The sequence below is a fragment of the Facklamia sp. P12945 genome (genome assembly GCF_050409485.1).
Taxonomy (GTDB): domain Bacteria; phylum Bacillota; class Bacilli; order Lactobacillales; family Aerococcaceae; genus Facklamia.
Genome location: NZ_JBNUPJ010000001.1, coordinates 110,131 through 128,836, shown reverse-complemented (window position 1 = coordinate 128,836; position 18,706 = coordinate 110,131). Strand labels below are relative to the sequence as shown.

16 protein-coding genes are annotated in these 18,706 nt (G+C 38.3%); 2 read left to right on the top strand and 14 right to left on the bottom strand.

Features of this window, described 5'->3' with window-relative positions; translation table 11 throughout:
* Positions 1-66 precede the first annotated feature (66 nt).
* Entirely contained in the window at positions 67-1,347 is a 1,281-nt protein-coding gene (gene tig, locus ACQV2X_RS00570) for a trigger factor (protein WP_428884808.1), read from the bottom strand.
* A gap of 210 nt (positions 1,348-1,557) precedes the next feature.
* On the opposite strand from tig, the gene recU reads away from it, so the two are divergent.
* Both recU and ACQV2X_RS00560 read left to right on the top strand, forming a co-directional pair.
* The gene (recU, locus tag ACQV2X_RS00565; protein WP_428875887.1) at positions 1,558-2,160 is read left to right on the top strand and encodes a Holliday junction resolvase RecU; all 603 of its coding nucleotides are present in this window, start codon (positions 1,558-1,560) and stop codon (positions 2,158-2,160) included.
* Positions 2,161-2,189: 29 nt separating this feature from the next.
* Positions 2,190-4,661: a transglycosylase domain-containing protein gene (locus ACQV2X_RS00560; RefSeq protein WP_428892005.1), complete on the top strand. Its 2,472-nt coding sequence runs from the start codon at positions 2,190-2,192 to the stop codon at positions 4,659-4,661.
* Between the two features lie 117 nt (positions 4,662-4,778).
* Here ACQV2X_RS00560 and ACQV2X_RS00555 read toward each other — a convergent pair whose 3' ends face one another.
* The 13 genes from ACQV2X_RS00555 to ACQV2X_RS00495 form a co-directional block, all read right to left on the bottom strand.
* The gene (locus ACQV2X_RS00555) at positions 4,779-5,507 is read right to left on the bottom strand and encodes a DnaD domain-containing protein (RefSeq protein WP_428875889.1); all 729 of its coding nucleotides are present in this window, start codon (positions 5,505-5,507) and stop codon (positions 4,779-4,781) included.
* A 19-nt stretch (positions 5,508-5,526) separates the two neighbouring features.
* On the bottom strand, positions 5,527-6,825 hold the full coding sequence (gene asnS, locus ACQV2X_RS00550; protein ID WP_428874784.1) for an asparagine--tRNA ligase: 1,299 nt from the start codon (positions 6,823-6,825) through the stop codon (positions 5,527-5,529).
* Between the two features lie 15 nt (positions 6,826-6,840).
* The gene (locus tag ACQV2X_RS00545) at positions 6,841-7,317 is read right to left on the bottom strand and encodes a hypothetical protein (RefSeq protein WP_428873705.1); all 477 of its coding nucleotides are present in this window, start codon (positions 7,315-7,317) and stop codon (positions 6,841-6,843) included.
* A gap of 36 nt (positions 7,318-7,353) precedes the next feature.
* Positions 7,354-9,888 carry a 3'-5' exonuclease gene (locus tag ACQV2X_RS00540; protein WP_428875891.1) on the bottom strand — a complete coding sequence of 845 codons (2,535 nt, stop codon included), beginning with the start codon at positions 9,886-9,888 and terminating at the stop codon, positions 7,354-7,356.
* Between the two features lie 26 nt (positions 9,889-9,914).
* A complete protein-coding gene (locus tag ACQV2X_RS00535; protein ID WP_428894156.1) occupies positions 9,915-11,129 on the bottom strand; it encodes a CCA tRNA nucleotidyltransferase in 1,215 nt (404 codons plus the stop codon).
* Between the two features lie 4 nt (positions 11,130-11,133).
* Entirely contained in the window at positions 11,134-11,664 is a 531-nt protein-coding gene (locus ACQV2X_RS00530) for a YpiB family protein (RefSeq protein ID WP_428873708.1), read from the bottom strand.
* Positions 11,665-11,697: 33 nt separating this feature from the next.
* Positions 11,698-12,894 (bottom strand): tetratricopeptide repeat protein, encoded by a 1,197-nt coding sequence (locus ACQV2X_RS00525; RefSeq protein ID WP_428873709.1) that lies wholly within the window; start codon positions 12,892-12,894, stop codon positions 11,698-11,700.
* 160 nt (positions 12,895-13,054) lie between these two features.
* Positions 13,055-13,330, bottom strand: coding sequence for an HU family DNA-binding protein (locus tag ACQV2X_RS00520; RefSeq protein WP_428873710.1), 276 nt, complete (start codon positions 13,328-13,330; stop codon positions 13,055-13,057).
* A gap of 132 nt (positions 13,331-13,462) precedes the next feature.
* Positions 13,463-14,776, bottom strand: a complete 1,314-nt coding sequence (gene der, locus ACQV2X_RS00515) for a ribosome biogenesis GTPase Der (RefSeq protein WP_428873711.1) — start codon at positions 14,774-14,776, stop codon at positions 13,463-13,465.
* Between the two features lie 98 nt (positions 14,777-14,874).
* The gene (rpsA, locus tag ACQV2X_RS00510) at positions 14,875-16,155 is read right to left on the bottom strand and encodes a 30S ribosomal protein S1 (RefSeq protein ID WP_428894171.1); all 1,281 of its coding nucleotides are present in this window, start codon (positions 16,153-16,155) and stop codon (positions 14,875-14,877) included.
* A gap of 350 nt (positions 16,156-16,505) precedes the next feature.
* A complete protein-coding gene (gene cmk, locus ACQV2X_RS00505; RefSeq protein WP_428873712.1) occupies positions 16,506-17,171 on the bottom strand; it encodes a (d)CMP kinase in 666 nt (221 codons plus the stop codon).
* A 61-nt stretch (positions 17,172-17,232) separates the two neighbouring features.
* Entirely contained in the window at positions 17,233-17,835 is a 603-nt protein-coding gene (locus ACQV2X_RS00500; RefSeq protein WP_428894155.1) for a LysM peptidoglycan-binding domain-containing protein, read from the bottom strand.
* A gap of 148 nt (positions 17,836-17,983) precedes the next feature.
* On the bottom strand, positions 17,984-18,613 hold the full coding sequence (locus ACQV2X_RS00495; protein ID WP_428894154.1) for an ECF transporter S component: 630 nt from the start codon (positions 18,611-18,613) through the stop codon (positions 17,984-17,986).
* Positions 18,614-18,706 lie beyond the last annotated feature (93 nt).

Here is an 18,706-nt window from a genome sequence, read left to right as displayed (position 1 = left end):
CGCAAAAGTCACTTTAAAATCAGACTGTTGCGATCCCTCTTTTGTTATTTCTTCTATTTTAGTATCCTATTTTTCTTCAACAGAGTCAACAATTAAGCTCATGGCTTTCTTCAAGCGAATATCAGACTTCAACATATCTTCAGTCACATATTGTTTCACTTGATCAGTTGGCATTCCGTATTGACTGGCTAATAATTCAATTTCCTTATTAACTTCTTCTTCATTGACATCAATCTTTTCTTTTGCAACGATTGCTTCTAAGACTAAGTTCGTTTTAGTTCTTAGGTCTGCTTCTTCTGCAAACTGTTCATGGAGATCTTCACGAGTGCTACCAGAAATTTGGTAATAGAGATCTTCGTTAATTCCTTGACGCTTCAAGTTGTTTAAGAAGTGATCCATTTGACGGTGGATTTCTTCGTGAACCATTGCTTCAGGCATTTCGACGATTTCAGCATTTTCAACCGCTTGACGTAATGCTAAATCTTCAATGACCTCTTTAGCTTGCTTTTCTTTTTCTTCTTCTAATTGAACACGTACTTTATTACGCAATTCGTCCAAGCTTTCTACTTCGTCATCTGCATCTTTAGCAAATTCATCATCGAATTCTGGTAATTCTTTTGCTTTTACTTCGTGAACACGCACTTTGAACATAGCGTCTTGACCAGCCAGTTCCTCCGCATGGTATTCTTCAGGAAAAGTAACTTTAACTTCTACATCATCACCAGGTTTAGCACCTACTAGTTGATCTTCAAAGCCAGGAATGAATGAATTGGAACCTAATTCTAAGGAATGGTTTTCACCTTTACCCCCTTCGAATGGTTCCCCGTCGCGAAAACCTTCATAGTCGATTACGACAGTATCGCCTTCAACCGCTGCATCTTCTTTAACAACTAATTCTGCTAATTGTTGACGCTTTTCTTCTAAGCGCTTTTCTACATCTTCATCGCTTACCTGGCGGTCTTGTTTTTCTACTGTTAAGCCCTTGTATTCACCTAATTTAACTTCTGGTTTTAAGGTAACTTTGGCAGTAATAACCCATGGCTTCCCTTTTTCCATTGATTCAATATCAATTTCAGGTTGAGTAACCGCTTCAATCTCTGCTTCTTCCACAGCTTGTTGATAGGCGCCTGGGATTAATTGGTTTAATACTTCTTCATATAATGAAGCTTCACCATAAACATTGTTGAAGATTTGACGTGGTACTTTCCCTTTACGAAATCCAGGTACAGAGATATTTTTACGTACTTTATTGTAAGCTTTATCTAAGCCTTTGTTGATATCTTCTACTGGAATTTCAAATGTTAAAACTCCTTCATTGATAGAGCTTTTTTCAAATTTAGTTGTCATAATTATTCTTCCTCCAAGACTAGTATATAATTTACATACCCATACATTTTAACGAAATTCCCTGCTTTTGTAAACACCAAATCAATATTACCAATAAAGTCTAATAAAATTCATTTTTTGTTGTTAGACTAGGTCTTAGAATAAGTCTGAATTGAAACTAGGTATCTGACTAAAAATTCGCTATAATAAGACTTATTGAGGAGTGAGTCCATGTTTAATTATCCTGCAGGACAAGGTCCGCGTTTTAAATTTAAAAGGAAAGAAATAACATCCAAACAAAAAACACAATACGGTAGTCGAGGGATGTCCTTTGAAGAAATGATCAATCAGAGTAATGCTTATTATTTAAACCGGCAACTGGCGGTCATTCATAAAAAGCCAACACCAGTGCAGATTGTCAAAGTCGATTACCCCAAACGATCAGCCGCCCGTATTACTGAAGCCTATTTTCGTCAGGCCTCTACCACTGACTATAACGGTGTCTATCTGGGCAGGTATATTGACTTTGAGACTAAGGAAACGCGTAACAAGACCTCTTTCCCTTTATCCAATTTACATGACCATCAAATCGAACATATGAAGCTTTGCTTCCAGCAAGGAGGCATCGTCTTTTTGTTGATCTACTTTAGGGTACACGATGCAATCTATCTGATTCCCTATCCCCTGCTAGAAAATTTCTTGCAAAAAAACCAAAAGCAAAGCATCCCTTATAGTTTTATTCAAGCCCATGCTTATGCTTGTCCCCAAGGCAAATTTCCTATTTCAGTCGATTATTTAAGTGCCTTGGATGCCTACTTAGAAGAAGCCAAATAAAAAGTCTCTAATAGAAACGAGGAATAAATATGGTGACAGGAAGTCGCGTAGAAAGAAAAAAATATCATCAACAACATCCCCCTAAGAGATCAAAAACAAATTTCATGACCTGGTTCAAGCGCATTGTCATAATAGGCCTGTCTTTAGGTCTACTTACTTTAATAGCTGGTGCTGGTCTCTTTACTTATTATGCCATGTCAGCCCCTGAGATTGACCAAGACGATTTAACTGGTCAAGTCTCTTCTAAAGTCTTTGATAATAGAGGTAATTTGGTCAAAACCCTAGGTGGTAAGAACCGCGATCTAATGACAGCCGATCAAGTCCCTGAAGTCTTAAAACAAGCGGTCTTAGCCATTGAAGATGCGCGCTTTATGGAACACAAAGGAGTTGACCCTATCCGAATTGTAGGGGCGGCCATAGCCAACCTTAGAGCGGGTGACATTCGCCAAGGTGGTTCTACCATTACTCAACAGCTGGTCAAATTATCGGTTTTTTCCACTAAATTTGAAGATCAAACCTTAGAAAGAAAGGCCCAAGAAGCTTGGTTGTCCTTGAAGTTGGAGCAAGAATATTCCAAAGAAGAAATCCTCTCTCTCTATCTCAATAAATTGTTTTATTCTAACAATGTTTATGGGGCTAAAACAGCTGCTCGGTCTTTCTTTGATAAAGACTTAAAAGATCTGACTCTAGCAGAAGCTGCTCTTTTGGCTGGATTACCGCAAGCCCCTACGCAGTATGATCCCTATCTTTATCCTGAAGTCGCCCAAGAGCGTCGGGATACCGTCTTACAGGTCATGCTCAAACGTCAAATGATTAGTCAAGCTCAATATGATGAAGCTGTGGCTATTCCAGTGGCTTCCATGCTGTCTCCTTTAAATGATGATACCCTTAGTGAAATGGACTTAATAGTCGATGCTTATATCGATGTCGTCGCTCAAGAAGTTCAAGATAAAATGAACTTAAATGTCTATACGGATGGTCTAGAAATTTACACCAATCTCGATATAGACGCTCAAAAATATCTCTATCAAACGGTTCAAGATGCTAATGGCAATCTCTTCCCTAATGATGAAATGCAAACAGCTGTTTCTATCATCAATGTCGATAATGGACAGCTCACCGCCCTATCCGGTGGACGTAACCAAGAAGTGGCTATGGGACTTAACCGCACAGCCACCCTTAACCGCAGTATCGGTTCCACTATGAAACCGTTAGCCGATTATGGACCAGCGATTGAATACCTCAATTATTCAACTGGCCAAACGGTCGTTGATGAACCTTACACTTATACCTCGGGGGATGAAATTTATAATTATGATAGAGACTACAAGGGAAAACAAACACTTAGAGAAGCCTTAGTAGGTTCACGTAATATCCCGGCCTTGAAACTCTTACAAGAAGTGGGCTTAGACAAGTCTTATTCCTTCCTACAAAAGATGGATATAAATATTAAGAACAATAACCAACGCGAATTAGTTGAATCCAATGCCATTGGGGGTGAAATGACGCCCATTCAATTATCGGCTGCCTATGCGACTATTGCTAATTATGGTAACTATCATAAACCCTATACCGTTAACAAAGTCGTTACTCAAGCAGGAACCATTCAAGAATTTCAAGCGGAAAGTCGTCAAGCTATGAAAGACTCTACTGCTTATATGTTAGTGGATATCTTAAAGGGTGTTCCTGGAACCTTTGCTGAAAAAGCAGGCGTCAATGGTCTCTACCATGCTGGTAAGACCGGAACAACCAACTATTCCGACCAACAAAGAACGGAAATTGGCATTGATCCACAAAGTTTTGCTGCACCCGATGCTTGGTATGCTGGTTTTACACCGCAATATGCCATTGCCACTTGGGTGGGCTATGATGATCCTTATAAGGCTGGTAATCAATTGAGCTATCAGGATTCACTTATTCCACAGCTGATTTACAGCCAGATGATTCAATATCTGATGCAAGAAGTCCCGATAGCTGATTGGCAAAAACCAGACTCGGTCGAAGTGGCTGAAATTGAAAAATATACCCAGCCACTGCAAAAACCAAGTCCCCAAACACCTGCCAATATGCGGTCAAATGAACTCTTTGTAAAAGGTAGTCAACCGACCCAGATTTCACCTGTTTATAAAGTATTAGCTTCACCAAGTGGTTTCGATGCGGAATACAATGAAGAGACTGAAGAAATTGAAGCCAAGTGGGAACCATTAACCATTCAAGCTAGCTTTGAGTTAAGACTGAATGGTGAAATCGTCTATTCAGGAACAGATACTGAATTTAAAGTTCCAGCACCTGCTCCTGGCTATTATGAATTAGGCTTACGCATTGTCGATGGCCATTCTGCCTCTGATCAATTAATTATTACCTTTGATTTATCTGTCGAAGAAACGACTACTAGTGAAGAAACCACCTTAGAAATTAGCGAAACGACTCTGGCTCCAGATCCTAATCCATCTGATCCAGAAGACAAACTGAATACTGTCGAAAGTATTGGCGGACCTTAGAAATTTAGGCTCCTATTCAAAAGCTTCATCCTCCCTATATAGGAAGATGAAGCTTTTATTTGTACAAAATAAAGCCTAGCTGTTCGATAAATCTCACCGATCAGCTAGGCAGGTTCTTTAGTCCTTGTTATGCCATTTTAAAATGGGTATTTTAAATTTGGATGTTTGATTGGGTTTTTCTGATTGAATACTTTGATTACGGTGGTTGTATTGCTTGCTTGCCACTATAGCCTCATCTACAGTATGAATGTTTTGTTCTTGCCAATTCAGCAGTATGCGGTCAATATACTTTAGATTAAAGACTTGACGAATAGCCGCTTCTTTAAGTGCTTGATAGACTAGATCTGGCTGATAACCATCCTTTTGAATCCATTGGTAGAGCGTTTCTAATTCTACACTTGAAAGTGAACGGCCGAATGCTTCTTCAAAGACTTGAATCAATTGTCCGGCCTTAACTTTCTGGTCAGCTTGAACTTGTTTATTGGACAGAGCTTCTGTCTGACTTGTTTTTTGGTCAGCCACTAATTGATCTAACTTATCAAACAAGGGACGCAAGGTATAATGGTCCGTTTGTTTACCCTCTTCATCTGGTACTAATTCAATATTAAGATAGTTCTTATCTAACAAGGAATTGAGTGTTTCGTAGAGAAGGTCACTCTCCCAAGCAAATTGATTGGATAAGTTTATAATAGTATCTGCAGATTGGGACTGATTAATTTGCTTCAAGAGATAAGTAATAAATAAAAATTCATTTGAATTAAGGCCTAGTTGACCAAAGTGATCAATCAAAAGATTCGGTACCATGGTGTAACCCGTTTTCATCCAATCATAAACTGAGTTTGCCATTGGTCCAACTCCTTACATTTTATGGGTAGAGACGGTTTAACAAACGTGGGAATGGTGATGTTTCACGGATATGTTCAATACCAGAAATCCAAGCAACAGCTCTTTCAAGACCTAAACCAAAACCAGAACAGGGCACATTACCATATTTTCTTAGATCGAGATACCAGGCATAAACGGCTGGATCTAAATTAAAGGCCTTAATATTCTCTGCTAAAGTCTCATAATCGTCGATCCTTTGTGAACCACCAATAATCTCGCCATAACCTTCTGGCGCTATCATATCGGCACATAAAACGGTTTCTGGGTTGTCAGGATTGACTTTCATATAGAAAGGTTTGATAGAGCGTGGCCAGTTGACAATGAAGACTGGTTGTTCATGTTGGTTAGCAATAAAAGTCTCGTGTGGTGAACCGAAATCATCGCCCCACTCAATATCATCAAAACCATTATCTTTTAATAATTGAACGGCCTCAGTGTATTCAATACGTGGATAAGGAACTTGAGTATACTTTTCAAGCACATCAATATCACGTCCTAGTGTTTCCAAGGCCATGCTGCAGTTGTCAATCGTATTACGTACCAAGTAAGCCACATATTCTTCTTGGACTTTTAAGCTTTGTTCGTGGTCGGTAAAGGCCATTTCAGGCTCCATCATCCAGAACTCAATCAAGTGACGGCGAGTTTTAGATTTTTCCGCTCTAAAAGTTGGTCCGAATGAGAAGACTTTACCAAAGGACATAGCGGCTGCTTCCATATATAATTGACCAGATTGAGAAAGATAAGCATCTTCTTCAAAATACTTAGTGTGGAACAGTTCAGTGGTTCCTTCCGGTGCTGACCCAGTTAGAACGGGTGGGTCAATCTTAATGAAGCCACGGTCATTATAGAATTCATAAGTTGCACGGATAATTTCGTTACGAATTTGCATAATGGCATGCTGGCGACTAGAACGCAACCATAAATGACGGTGATCCATTAAAAAGTCTGTCCCGTGTTCTTTAGGTGTAATTGGATAGTCATGACTTTCGCCGATCACTTCCACTGAATGAACTAAAAGTTCATAGCCTAAAGCAGAACGGTCGTCAGCTTGAACAGTTCCGATTAGTTTTAGACTTGATTCCTGCCCCAAGCTCTTAACAGTATCGAATACTTCATCTCCCACTTCAGCTTTTAAGACGATTCCTTGGAAGTAAGTCTTGCCGTCACGTAGTTGTAAAAAGGCAATTTTACCGGAAGAGCGTTTGTTTGTTAACCAAGCGTTAATTTGTACTTTTTGGTTTAAGTGTGATGCCGCTTGGTTCATTGTGATAGTTTCCATTTATTTTCCTCCTACTTATATGTTTGATATGGTTTGAATCCACTTGCCGGTCTTGGCAGAGAGTAGAAAATAAGTGATGGTGTTGTTGTCATTCTTTAAAGTCATTTCCCAGACAGGTTCCGATTGATAAAGACCTAAGCGAGCTTGCATAATCTTTGGCTCTTCAATTTGGCTAGCTGTCACGGATTTTGCTTCTTCTTCAGTAAATAATTCGTTCACTGAATAGTAATGAATGTCTCCACCTTCTCGTTCAATAATAGCATAGTGTTGCTGATTATTCTCGTCAAAAAAATCAAGAGCAAAGGTTGCTTGATCAATGGTGGTCCAATAAAAATTATTAACCTTTTCTACCGCATAATCATATGTCACTAAAGCGATTGCTTCTTCTTGAGCCAAGTTATAAGCTGTCTGACTTTTCATAAAAACAGCTAATAAGGCTATCATGATTGACAAGGTGATGAATGTCAAGATTGAAACTGTCCGTTTACTCATAAGTTTCTATTCTTCCCCTCTAAAATATTCTATTCCTTATTGTAAATTAAATTCTACCAGATGTTCAAGCTTCTGTCTGATTTCTTTAGAATAATATTTGGTAAAGACACGATCATCTAACAAACAGAAATTTTGACAGTTAAAGTGGCGGTCTAAATAGTCGAAAGCAATGGCAAAATCGACTAGCATTCGATCGATTAATAAGTGATCAAAGATTAGTTCGAACGGCAGATTCAAGTGATCTGCTAATGCTAAAATATAAGCATCTTCTAACGATCTAAAAGGTAAGCGCAGCCAGAATATATGGCAAGGTCGCTTATCTAACAGCCAGTTTTCATTTAAGAGCGACTGCCATTGAATGACTAAAATGGTATCACAATCATCCATAGCCAACCGTCTGATTTTATTTAAGGATCCAGATACATGTTGACCCAACAATCGAACTTGTTCTTGATCTTTTAACTTGCCTTTTATTTGGCGATAAACATCAATAGCTTGCTGGCGATTGTTTACAATAATCAGACTTAAGGGTGGCAGCTGATCAGCTTCAATGCTTTCAAGCAAGTTTTCACCGATTAAGCGACCTTGCTCTTGATTTCTTTGAGAATCTTGACTTTTTTTAGCAATCCAATCGAATGGTACGTCAATGACTAACTTTTCCATTGGTTGTGGTAATTGCAAGTAGTTGTATAGATCGAGTCCTAACTGATAATAACTCCCGCTATTTAAGCGAAAATGCAGATCCCCTGGACTAAAGAGTAAGACTTGTTGAAAGCTTTCAAAGGCATGTTGATATTCTTGAACTAAACGAATGGGTTTCCATGTCAGTTGGAATTGATAATAACGATCTTCTATTTGGCTGACACGAATAGTTAAATAACCTTCGGACTGACTAATTTTAGCTTGAAAGTTATCTAAATTATTTAAAAAGGCCTGTAGGTGCAGCATTTTTATCTTAAGATGATGTGGCTTGCTTGCTAAAAGATCTTTTAATGCTTGTTCTTGAAGCAGTGTTTTTAAAGCCTTATGCATTTGCTGTTGAATGCTTAAGATAGCTCGAGTAGTTGACAAGGACACCTTGACTTCTCTGCTGGACTCCCGCTCAACCGCTCGGAAGTGGTGATTTTGAATTTCACTTTCTAAAAGATTCAATACTTGCCGGATTAGATTAATTAAATGATCCATTCTTAAGATTGAAGCTTGAATAGCAGCATGCGTTCGATCCTGATGATATAAGATATCCAAGACTTGTTGGCACAAAATTAAGAGTTGACTATAAGCCAACTGTATTTGGTGGAAAAAGGACAATTGTCTGCTTAATAGACTGAGATTATCACACACTAGGAGCTGCTGTTTACTAAAACTGCCCTCTTGACTCGCTTCTTCCATCAAATAGCTGGTTTGAGTCAGTACGACTGCTTGTTTATCATGATTGGATAAAGCTTTTTGGTAAAAATAGGAGGCTCGATAATTCGGATAAAGCCCATGATTAAAGCGATTAATTTGATCGCTAATCTTCAATTCTTGGTTCATTTCCATCAGTAAGCCTGTTTGGGTCTCTTCTAGCCAGACTAAGGTTGAAGCAATCACTAAAATTTCTTGCTGATTTAATTGAGAAATCACCACTTGATCAAGGTAGCGTTTAAAATGATCTAAATGTAAATATTGACTCGGTCTCAATAAGTAAGAAAAAGGGATTTCTTCTTGCTTGAAGAAAGTAGCCCATTCTTCGAGAGCCGATTGACTAGAAACAGCTAATACCAGCGAAGACTTATTTTTAGCTAAAACTTCAAGTAACCAATATTTTACCACTAGTGGATCAATTGGCCGCCATTGTCCTTCTACTACTAATCGATTTGTAGTCTGCATTTTTTCTAACAACCAATTAATTTGAGCTTTTGCTTTCGTACTTAGAAGATTTTCTTGATCAAATGGTGGTTTTTTATCTAATTGAGTGTCTGCTGCTTGATTGAGTATGAATTGCTGCGGTTGTTGAAAGAAAATAATTTCCTGCTTATCTAAAGCCTGAGCTAAATCCAATAAGAGGGTTTGTGTCTTACTAGGCAGTTGCATCCACTTGCTAGCCATCGCATTTAATATTTTTGCGGTTATTTTGGCATCTGCTAAAGCTTGATGTGCCTGGTTAAAGGGAATGTCTAAATAGAAGCTTAAATCTGTTAAATTGAATCCTGTGGCCTGAGGGAAGATAATTTTAGCTAACTTGACGGAATCGATGGCCAAAGGGTTAAAATCATAGCCACACGCTTGGAAATGGTGTTGCATAAAGGTCAAGTCATGGTTGAGATTATGCGCTACAAAAAGACAATCTTCTAAACGCTTGAACCATAAGTTTGCAACTGATTCAAAAAGAGGTGCTTGATCAACCTCTTCTTGTGAGATACCGGTTAATTGTTGGATGTTTTGTGGGACCTCACGTTCAGGATTAATCAGCATTTCATATTGACCAATGATTTGACCTTGATCAATAAGAACCGCCCCAATTTGAATAATTCGGTCTCCACTGTCTAGACGTGGTCCGGTTGATTCGAGGTCGACGATGGCATATTTCATGAAGTCCCTCCTCTCTTTTAATATATTTATTGGTCTTTGAGCCAGTCAATAATGGCAGCGGTTTGGTTAGTTAATTCTCCTCTAATAACCTTTGCTTCGATTTGATCGAGCAATTGTCCAATCACCGGCCCGCCTTTTGCCATTTTAAGTGCTTGCATAATTTGCTTACCATTAATGGCTAGTTCTTGCCGCTTTCTAATAGGTAAATTACTTATTAAAACTTCTATTTCTTTTTTGGTAGCCATTTGATCAGTGATTTCTAAATAAGTATTCATTTGATCAATCACTTCTTGAGCATAGCCATAGACGGTTTCGATGGTGAAGGTCTGCTGGCTAATTTCATGGTCAAGCTTTAAAAAAGCGACTACTTGATCCATTAAACGATTAGATAAGGTCCACTGCTTCATCAAGTGTCTTTGAGTCTTTTCATCATTAATTTCCATTCCCTTTAATAGCAAGGACCAAGTGATAAGTGGACTAAGCCCTGCTTGTCCTGTTGTTTGATTTACCAAGTAAGTCAAACCTTCTACATAATCAAATTGATTGGCTTGAGGGAAAGCTTGGTCTAGCTTAGCCTTTTTAAAGGATGAAATGGTTTGTGTTAAATAAGGCCCTGCCATCATCTTTTCTAATTCAATGCGGATGCGTTCAATGGAAATTTTAGACAGATTGCTAGCTAATTGGCACATGGCTTGGAAAGTTTTTTCCTCTAATCGAAAGCCTAACTGAGAGGCAAAACGAATGCCACGCATGATTCTTAAGGCATCTTCTTGAAAACGTTCCAATGGCTCGCCGACAGCCCTCAGCAACTTATCTTTCAAATCTTGATAGCCCCCATGAAAATCATATAAATTGCCCTTGGCGTCTACTGCCATGGCGTTGATCGTGAAATCTCGTCTCAAAGTATCTAACTCAAGATTTCTGACAAATTCTACATGGTCAGGCCTTCGATAATCCGAATAAGTCGATTCGGTACGGAAAGTAGTTATTTCATAAGAGTTTCCTTGATATAAAACCACAATGGTGCCATGTTGGATGCCTACATCAAAGTGTTTGGGAAAGATGGTTTGAATTTCTTGAGGAAAGGCGGAAGTCGCAATGTCAATATCCCCTATTGATTTTTCTAATAGCACATCGCGAATGGCCCCTCCAACAAAATAAGCCTCATAGCCATGAGACTCAATTTTTTTTAATACAGGAATAGACGCTTGAAAAAGCGAATCCTCTAAAGATATTTGCATGCTATCACTCCAAACCGGATTGAAATTGATCAAGCCATTGCTCAATTTGATCGTAATTATTTGTTTCTAACGCACCGTCAATCTTTTCCATGATCATTTGTTTATAAGCTTGGCGACTAATTTGATGTAAGCTTTGATTGACTTGATCTAAAGCCTTCATTTGGATGGGGACAAATGGATTTTCTTTTAAAAGACCTCTTTGCATCGCCTCTAGTTGATAATCGGCTAAATCAAACTCTATGTAAAAGCTTTGACCCTTTTTAAGTGAGTTCAACCGGAAATCGTGAAAGGCTTGATCAATCTGATGGTAGATATAATCTTCTTTATAATAGACCAAGGGGGGCTCTTGCAAGGGGGGATAGGATATCTTTATTCCTCTTGGAGCATAGATGACATCATGCGAAAACTCAACCCATTGCAGCTCACTAGGCCTCATTTGTAAATAGGCTAAAAAAATCATTATCTCGCGATTGGGATGAGGATGGTTGAGAATCATCCAATTTAAAAATAAGTGTTTATCTTGAATATTTTCCATGGTCTTACCTCCCTCATGAGTTTTTAAGATTGACTAGAGATTGGACAATTGCTGGATCATGTCAGGTAAATCTTTAGCAAGAACTTGTTGATCCCATGCTAGATCTAAATAAGCCTTAGCTTGCTCTTTTTGTCCTTGATGAAATAAGATTTTGCCTTTTAAATAGGCCAAGAGTGACTCGTCAATGGCTTGTAAATCAAATTTTTCCATAAACAAGTTTGCCTGTTGATAGTCTTTTTGATCAAGATAATAAGCCACATAGGCCGAGAGAACTAAGAATTGATCCTCAGCATTATCCAATAAAGGGTAGTAATCCTCCAATAATTGAATGAGCTTGGCTGTAAAGACTCCCATTCGATCAGCCAAACGCAGGCAATCCATAACCACTCCATCATATGGAGGTAGGCTTTTTAATAGTTGATCTAACTGATTGGCAAATCGGCTAGTTTCTTGTAGATAGGTTAAATTTTCTAATTGTAAGAGTCTTAATTCAAAATGGTCGGGATCGATTTGAAGGCCTAACTCGCAGAAATGATTTGATCGATTGAAATCATTAATTTGGGCATAAAAATGCGCCAATAAATAACATTCATCAGCTGTTTCAATCGTCAAATCTTCATTATCTTGATCAAATAATGCACTGATTTTTTCAGTGTCGATTCTCTCACTACTTAAATAAAGGGCTAAGAGATCTGTTCGCCATTGGCGCCTTAAAGAATCATCCTCTGAGATAAAATATTCCATTAAGGTCTCAAGATAGTAGATTGCTTTTTCATTAATAGCCTGCATGCGATAGAATTCACTCATTTGATGATAAGCTCGATAATCTCTTGGATGGTCGTTAATGATAGCTTGTAATTCTTTGCGCGCTTCATTTAAGTGTCCTAGCTTAAGATTGACATCCGCTAGCAATAAGCGACCTTCTAGGTCCAAGTCTTGCTTATCGACTTTATCCAACCATTGATAAGCCCTGTCATATTGACTAACTGCGGAATAACTATACCCTAAAAGAAAAGCTAACACTGAGGACGGAAATTTTTGATAAAGAGCTTCATAAGCTTGAATCTGCAGATGTCGGTAGCCTGATTGACCCCAAAAAGCCATTCGGTCTAATATTTGCGCTAAAAAAGCTTCATCCATTCCATCCATTCTTTTTAAATGGCGTTTAAAGAGCTTATATTGCTCCTCAATCTGATTAGTAGACTCCATTAAGCTGAAAAAATTATCCATTTTGGTTCCCTCCATGTCTAGCCTATTATACCATGCTAGACAAAGACAACCAAATAGATCATCCCTTTGAATCTATTTTCATATTACTATTAGAGGATAAAGACTGCTAAATAAAAAAGTGATGAAAGCCAGAAACTTTCATCACCAATCTAATGCTTAATTATTTAACTGCCTCTTTTAAAGCTTTACCAGCTTTGAAGCCAGGAACTTTAGTGGCTGCAATCTCAATTTCTTCACCAGTTTGTGGGTTGCGTCCTTTACGAGCTGCACGATCGCGAACTTCGAAAGTTCCGAAACCAATAATCTGAACTTTTTCACCTTCAGATAAAAATTCTTGAACTGATTCGAATAATGCTTCAACAGTGGCTGTTACATCTTTCTTTGTTAAGTTAGTTTTTCCAGCTACACGTTCTACTAATTCTGCTTTATTTGCCATTAATAAATCTCCTCCTTTATTTCTATAGATTGGAAAATAATCATCTGTTGATTATTTCTTGTATAGAATAACATAACATCAAGGTTAAGACAACGAATTGACCTTGATTTTACAACAAAATCTTCCTATCTCTTAATTTCGATTACGAATAATTAGATTGAGCGGTGTACCGTCAAAATAAAAGGAATCACGCATCCTGTTCTCTAAGAATCTTACATAAGAGAAGTGCATTAATTCTGTATCATTAACAAAGACGACAAAGGTTGGTGGATTGACAGCCACTTGAGTCATATAATAAATCTTAAGCCGACGTCCCTTATCAGTGGGTGTAGGGTTCATGGCAATCGCATCCATCAAAACGTCATTCAAGACCGAAGATTGAATGCGACGATAGCGGTTTTCATAGATTTCTTCCAAAATAGCCGGTAGTTTCTCTAAGCGTTGGCCCGTCTTGGCAGAAACGAAAAGAATGGGCGCAAAAGATAAGTATTGGAATTCATTCCGGATATCATCGGTAAATTTCTCAAATAATTTGTCGGTCTTATCGACGGCATCCCATTTATTGACTAAAATAACCATGCCCTTATTGGCTTCAAAAGCGTATCCTGCTACCCTCTTATCCTGTTCACGAATGCCAGTCTCTGCATCGATTACTAGACAGACAATGTCTGAACGGTCAATGGCTGATAAGGCTCGCATGACAGAATATTTTTCGGTATTTTCATAAACCTTGCCTCGCTTACGAATACCTGCTGTGTCGATTGCTGTAAAATGGCGTCCAGATTGACTAACAAAATCGGTATCGACTGCTTCACGGGTTGTTCCCTCAATATTGGATACAATCACACGTTCTTCTTGTAATAAGGCATTAACCAGGCTAGACTTGCCGACATTTGGCCGTCCAATAAAAGAAAAACGAATGCGTTCGCGATCATCTGCATCCGGACTATCGGCTGGGAAGTGCGAAACTAATTGGTCTAATAAATCCCCTGTTCCGGTTCCGTGCGAAGACGATATGGGATAGGGATCGCCATGACCTAAAGCATAAAATTCATAGACTTGCTGCCTTTGTTCTGGATTGTCCGCCTTATTGACTGCTAAAACCACCGGTTTATTGGTGCGGTGTAAATAATGGGCTATGGCTTCATCCGCATCGGTGACGCCTTCTCGACTTGAGGTCATAAAAATAATAACGTCGGCTTCTTCCATTGCAATTTCAGCTTGATATTTAATTTTATGCATGAGGGGTTCATCACTCATATCGATACCACCGGTATCAATCAGTCGAAATTCACGACCTAACCATGATCCTGTTGCATAAATTCGATCACGCGTCACCCCTTCATAATCGGCTACAATCGAAAGACGATCGCCAATTAAGCGATTAAATAAGGTGGACTTACCGACATTCGGTCGGCCCACAATAGCCACTACTGGTATTTCCATACTTTCACCTCCATAAATTAAAAACCAATTGTTTCTTCCATTAAGCTAATCAGCAAAATGGAAGAAACAATTGGAGTAAGTAATGTTATTAGAATCGATTACTCAGCATCGTCTTGTAAAGACTTGAATGCATCGCCTAACATGTCACCCAATGTGAAGCTTCCTTCATTGGCTGCATCATTAATTGAGTTAGTGTTTTGACGGGTTTGGTTAGAACGGTTAGCTGTTTGATTATTTGTATTACGGTTTCTTCTTGGACGACGTGGACGATCTGAATCATTTGATTCTTGACGTTCGCGACGAACTGGTTCTTCGTAACCTTCAGGCTTGTCTAATAAAGCTTTAATGGAAAGGGATAATCTTTGAGCTTCTGCATCTGTTGAAAGAACTTTCACTTCAACTTCTTGGCCTTCAGTTAAACGATCTTGAGGAGTTTCAATATGCTCATGAGCAATTTGAGAAATATGTACTAAACCTTCAACACCAGGGAATACTTCCACAAAGGCACCAAAGTTAGTTAAACGTTTAACAGTTCCTGTATGTACAGAACCTTCTGGTGCTTTTTCTTCAATATTTTCCCAAGGTCCTTCTAAGGTATCCTTGATTGAAAGTGAAATACGTCCTTCTTCCTTGTCGATTGACAAGATTTTAACTTCAATTGTTTCACCAACAGTTAATTTATCACTTGGATGTTTAACGTGTTCGTGAGCGATACGGCTGATGTGAACCAATCCGTCAACGCCACCTAAATCGATGAAAGCACCGAAGTTAGTTAGACGAGCTACTTTACCTTCTACAATTGTATTTTCTTCTAATTCTTCCATGCGTTGAGCACGTTCAGCTTCACGTTTTTCACGTGCAATTTCTTTATGAGATAAGATTAAACGGTTGTCGTTTTCATCAATTTCAATAATCTTGAACTCTAATGTTTGACCCTTATAAGGTGAGAAGTCATCCACAAAGAAATCTTCTACCATTGAAGCTGGTACAAATCCTCTAACGCCAGCGTCAACTACTAAACCACCCTTAACAACATCTTTAACAGGTGCTTCAATTGTTTCGCCATTTTCTGATTTTTCTTTTAATTCTGCCCATACTTTTTTAGCATCGACACGTTTTTTAGATAATAAGAAGTTGCCATTTTCTTTATCTTGGATTGGCTTGATAACTACTAATTCGATTTCATCACCAATTGCTACAACTTCAGTAGGATCTTCAACGCGTGTTGCAGCTAGTTCGTTAGCTGGGATAACCCCTTCTAATCCACCACTGTTTTTAATTGCTACACGTACTTGATTATTTTCATCAAAAGCTAAAACATCACCGTAAACGGTATCGCCACTTTTAATATCTAAGACACTATCTAAAGCATCTTCCATTGTTTCAATAGTTTCTGAACCATTGCTTTCTTCTACTTGAGTAGTCTCAACCTCTTCCGTTGCTTCTACTTCTTCATTTACTTCATTATTCTCAACAAACTCTGACATTCTACCCGTTCCTCCTAAGCGTTACCTATAAAAATTGTTACTTACATAGAGTCTACTAATAGACACTATGCAAGCACTCTAAGAAACATTATAACAAAAGAAAGGGATATCGTCTAGCGAATATTGCGAATAAGGCCGATATTATCAATAATTTTATTATTGCTGACTTTTATTCATTTAAACGAGATCTGATTATCTAGTTTCATCAAAATAAAAAAGGCTCATCAGCCTCCTTTTTAAAATTATTTTATAGAATCGATATAGTCACTTAATTTTTCAACCACTTGATCAATGGATAAGTCTGAAGTATCCATTTCAATAGCATCTTCTGCTTTTTGCAAAGGACTGTGTTGACGATTGCTATCGTAGTGGTCGCGTTTAATAATCTCAGCTTCAATCTCTTCTAGGGATTGGGTCTCCATGCCCTTAGTTAGATTTTCTTCATAGCGTCTTTGAGCTCTTACTAGACTGGAAGCTACAAGATAAAACTTAAGACTGGCATCTGGTAGAACTACCGTGCCAATATCTCGTCCGTCCATCACCACTGCTTCTTCACTAGCTATAGCTTGTTGCTGCTTGACTAAGGCTTGTCTGACCCTTAGATTAGCAGAAACCTTAGAAACATTTTGTGTCACTTCCACCGAACGAATTTCTTGACTGACATCATGCCCATTGATTAAAACTTTTTGTTGGTCGCCATCCATTTCAAAAGAAATTTTGACTGCTTGTAAAATTTCTCCTAAACGATGGGGATCATTAATATTTATTTTATTTAGCAAACAAGCTAGAGTGATTGCGCGATACATAGCGCCAGTATCGATATATGTCAGTTGGTATTTTTTTGCGATAAGTTTAGCGACGGTTGACTTACCAGAAGCCGCTGGGCCATCGATTGCAATTGAAAACATTGGTTAATTCCTTTCTCATAAAAAGGCTGAGAATTAACTCAGCCTTAACTTTCTTATTCTTTTATGGAATGACGATTTGTGAGCCTGGCATCAAAGTACCGTCAATTGTAGTTCCGTTGGCAGCAGCTAAGTCATAAACATCAACACCATAAACTTGAGAGATTGACCACCATGATTCACCCGCACTTACGGTATGGTAAGTTGACGCTGCTTGTGGTTGAGCAGAAGTCTCAACTGCTGGTTGAGTCGGTACAGGCGCTTGAGTCGTAGTTGTTGCTTCGATTTCACGCGTAACAGCTTCAGTAGTTGTTGTCTTCTCTTCTTTGGTTGTCGTTGCTTCTTCAGTTGTGCTCTTACTTAGAACAACCTGTTCAGCCGTTTTACTTTCTAAAGGCTTATCACTCTTTTGTGAGTCGATATAAGCATACAATGCAAACGGGAAAATCAAAGTGAAAATTAAGAAGAATAGCAAAGCGTTTGATAAAACGGTTGCTTCCTGCTTCGGTTGATTTCTAGCCGAGCGTGAAAATTGACGATTCTTGAAATTTTCATCCTCACCAAACTTATTGTTCCATGGGGCAGTAAATTTTTTGGTTTTTGCTTTTTCATTTAAACCTTGATCCTTATCTTCAGGTTGATCAAAGCGTTCGTTATCCTTTGCCATCAAGCTTCCTCCTACACTAATCGATATTAAGATATCTATTCATAGCAACAAACCTAAAAAGGCTAGGTTAGCATATGAGTCCAATTTCTTATATTATAGCAAACTCTAAACTTGATGCAAACACAATTGACCTAAAAAAGTAAATTACTTATTGCTGTTGTAATATTCTAGTAGCAGAACGGTAACCTTTTCGTATGTAACCATCATAGAAGTTAATGCGGCGACCAAATATGGTCTTCATTGATTTAATGACAAAAATTTGACCGACAACCATGATTAAGCCCTTGATTAAATTGAATGGCACAATGACAGATAGGATATAAGTCATATAATCATCAATGGGAAAGTTCATGACTTTGACATAAATAGGTAAAGCCAGATAGTAATTAAAGCAAGCCATGGAGAGAGTTAAACTAAAGACAAGACTAAGAGAGATTAAAGAAAATTTAATAGCTTGCCCTTTTTCTTTTAAATACTTCAAAATGAAGTGGCTTGGTAAAAACATGGCTAAGGTCGCTGTCATACTCATTAACATCCCAATCGGAATACCAGCTTCCCCTCCCTTAAGGATATAATTAACCAAATCACGAATGAAGGCCACGGCAACTAGGCCTTGTGGTCCGTAAATTAACATACCAATTAAGGCCATAAGATCCGAAAAATCAACCTTAAGAAAAGGTGCAAATGGCAAGATTGGGAAGTCAAAAAAACGTAGAACGACTGCCCAAGCTCCTAAAATGGCTAAAAGTGTGACTTTCTGAACTTTTCGATTCTTCATAACGATTCTCCTTTTTTTACGTCTTTAGGAGGGTCCATTGATAAAAAAACCATCCACTCAAACTGAGAGGATGGTAGCCTAAATAAGCATAAA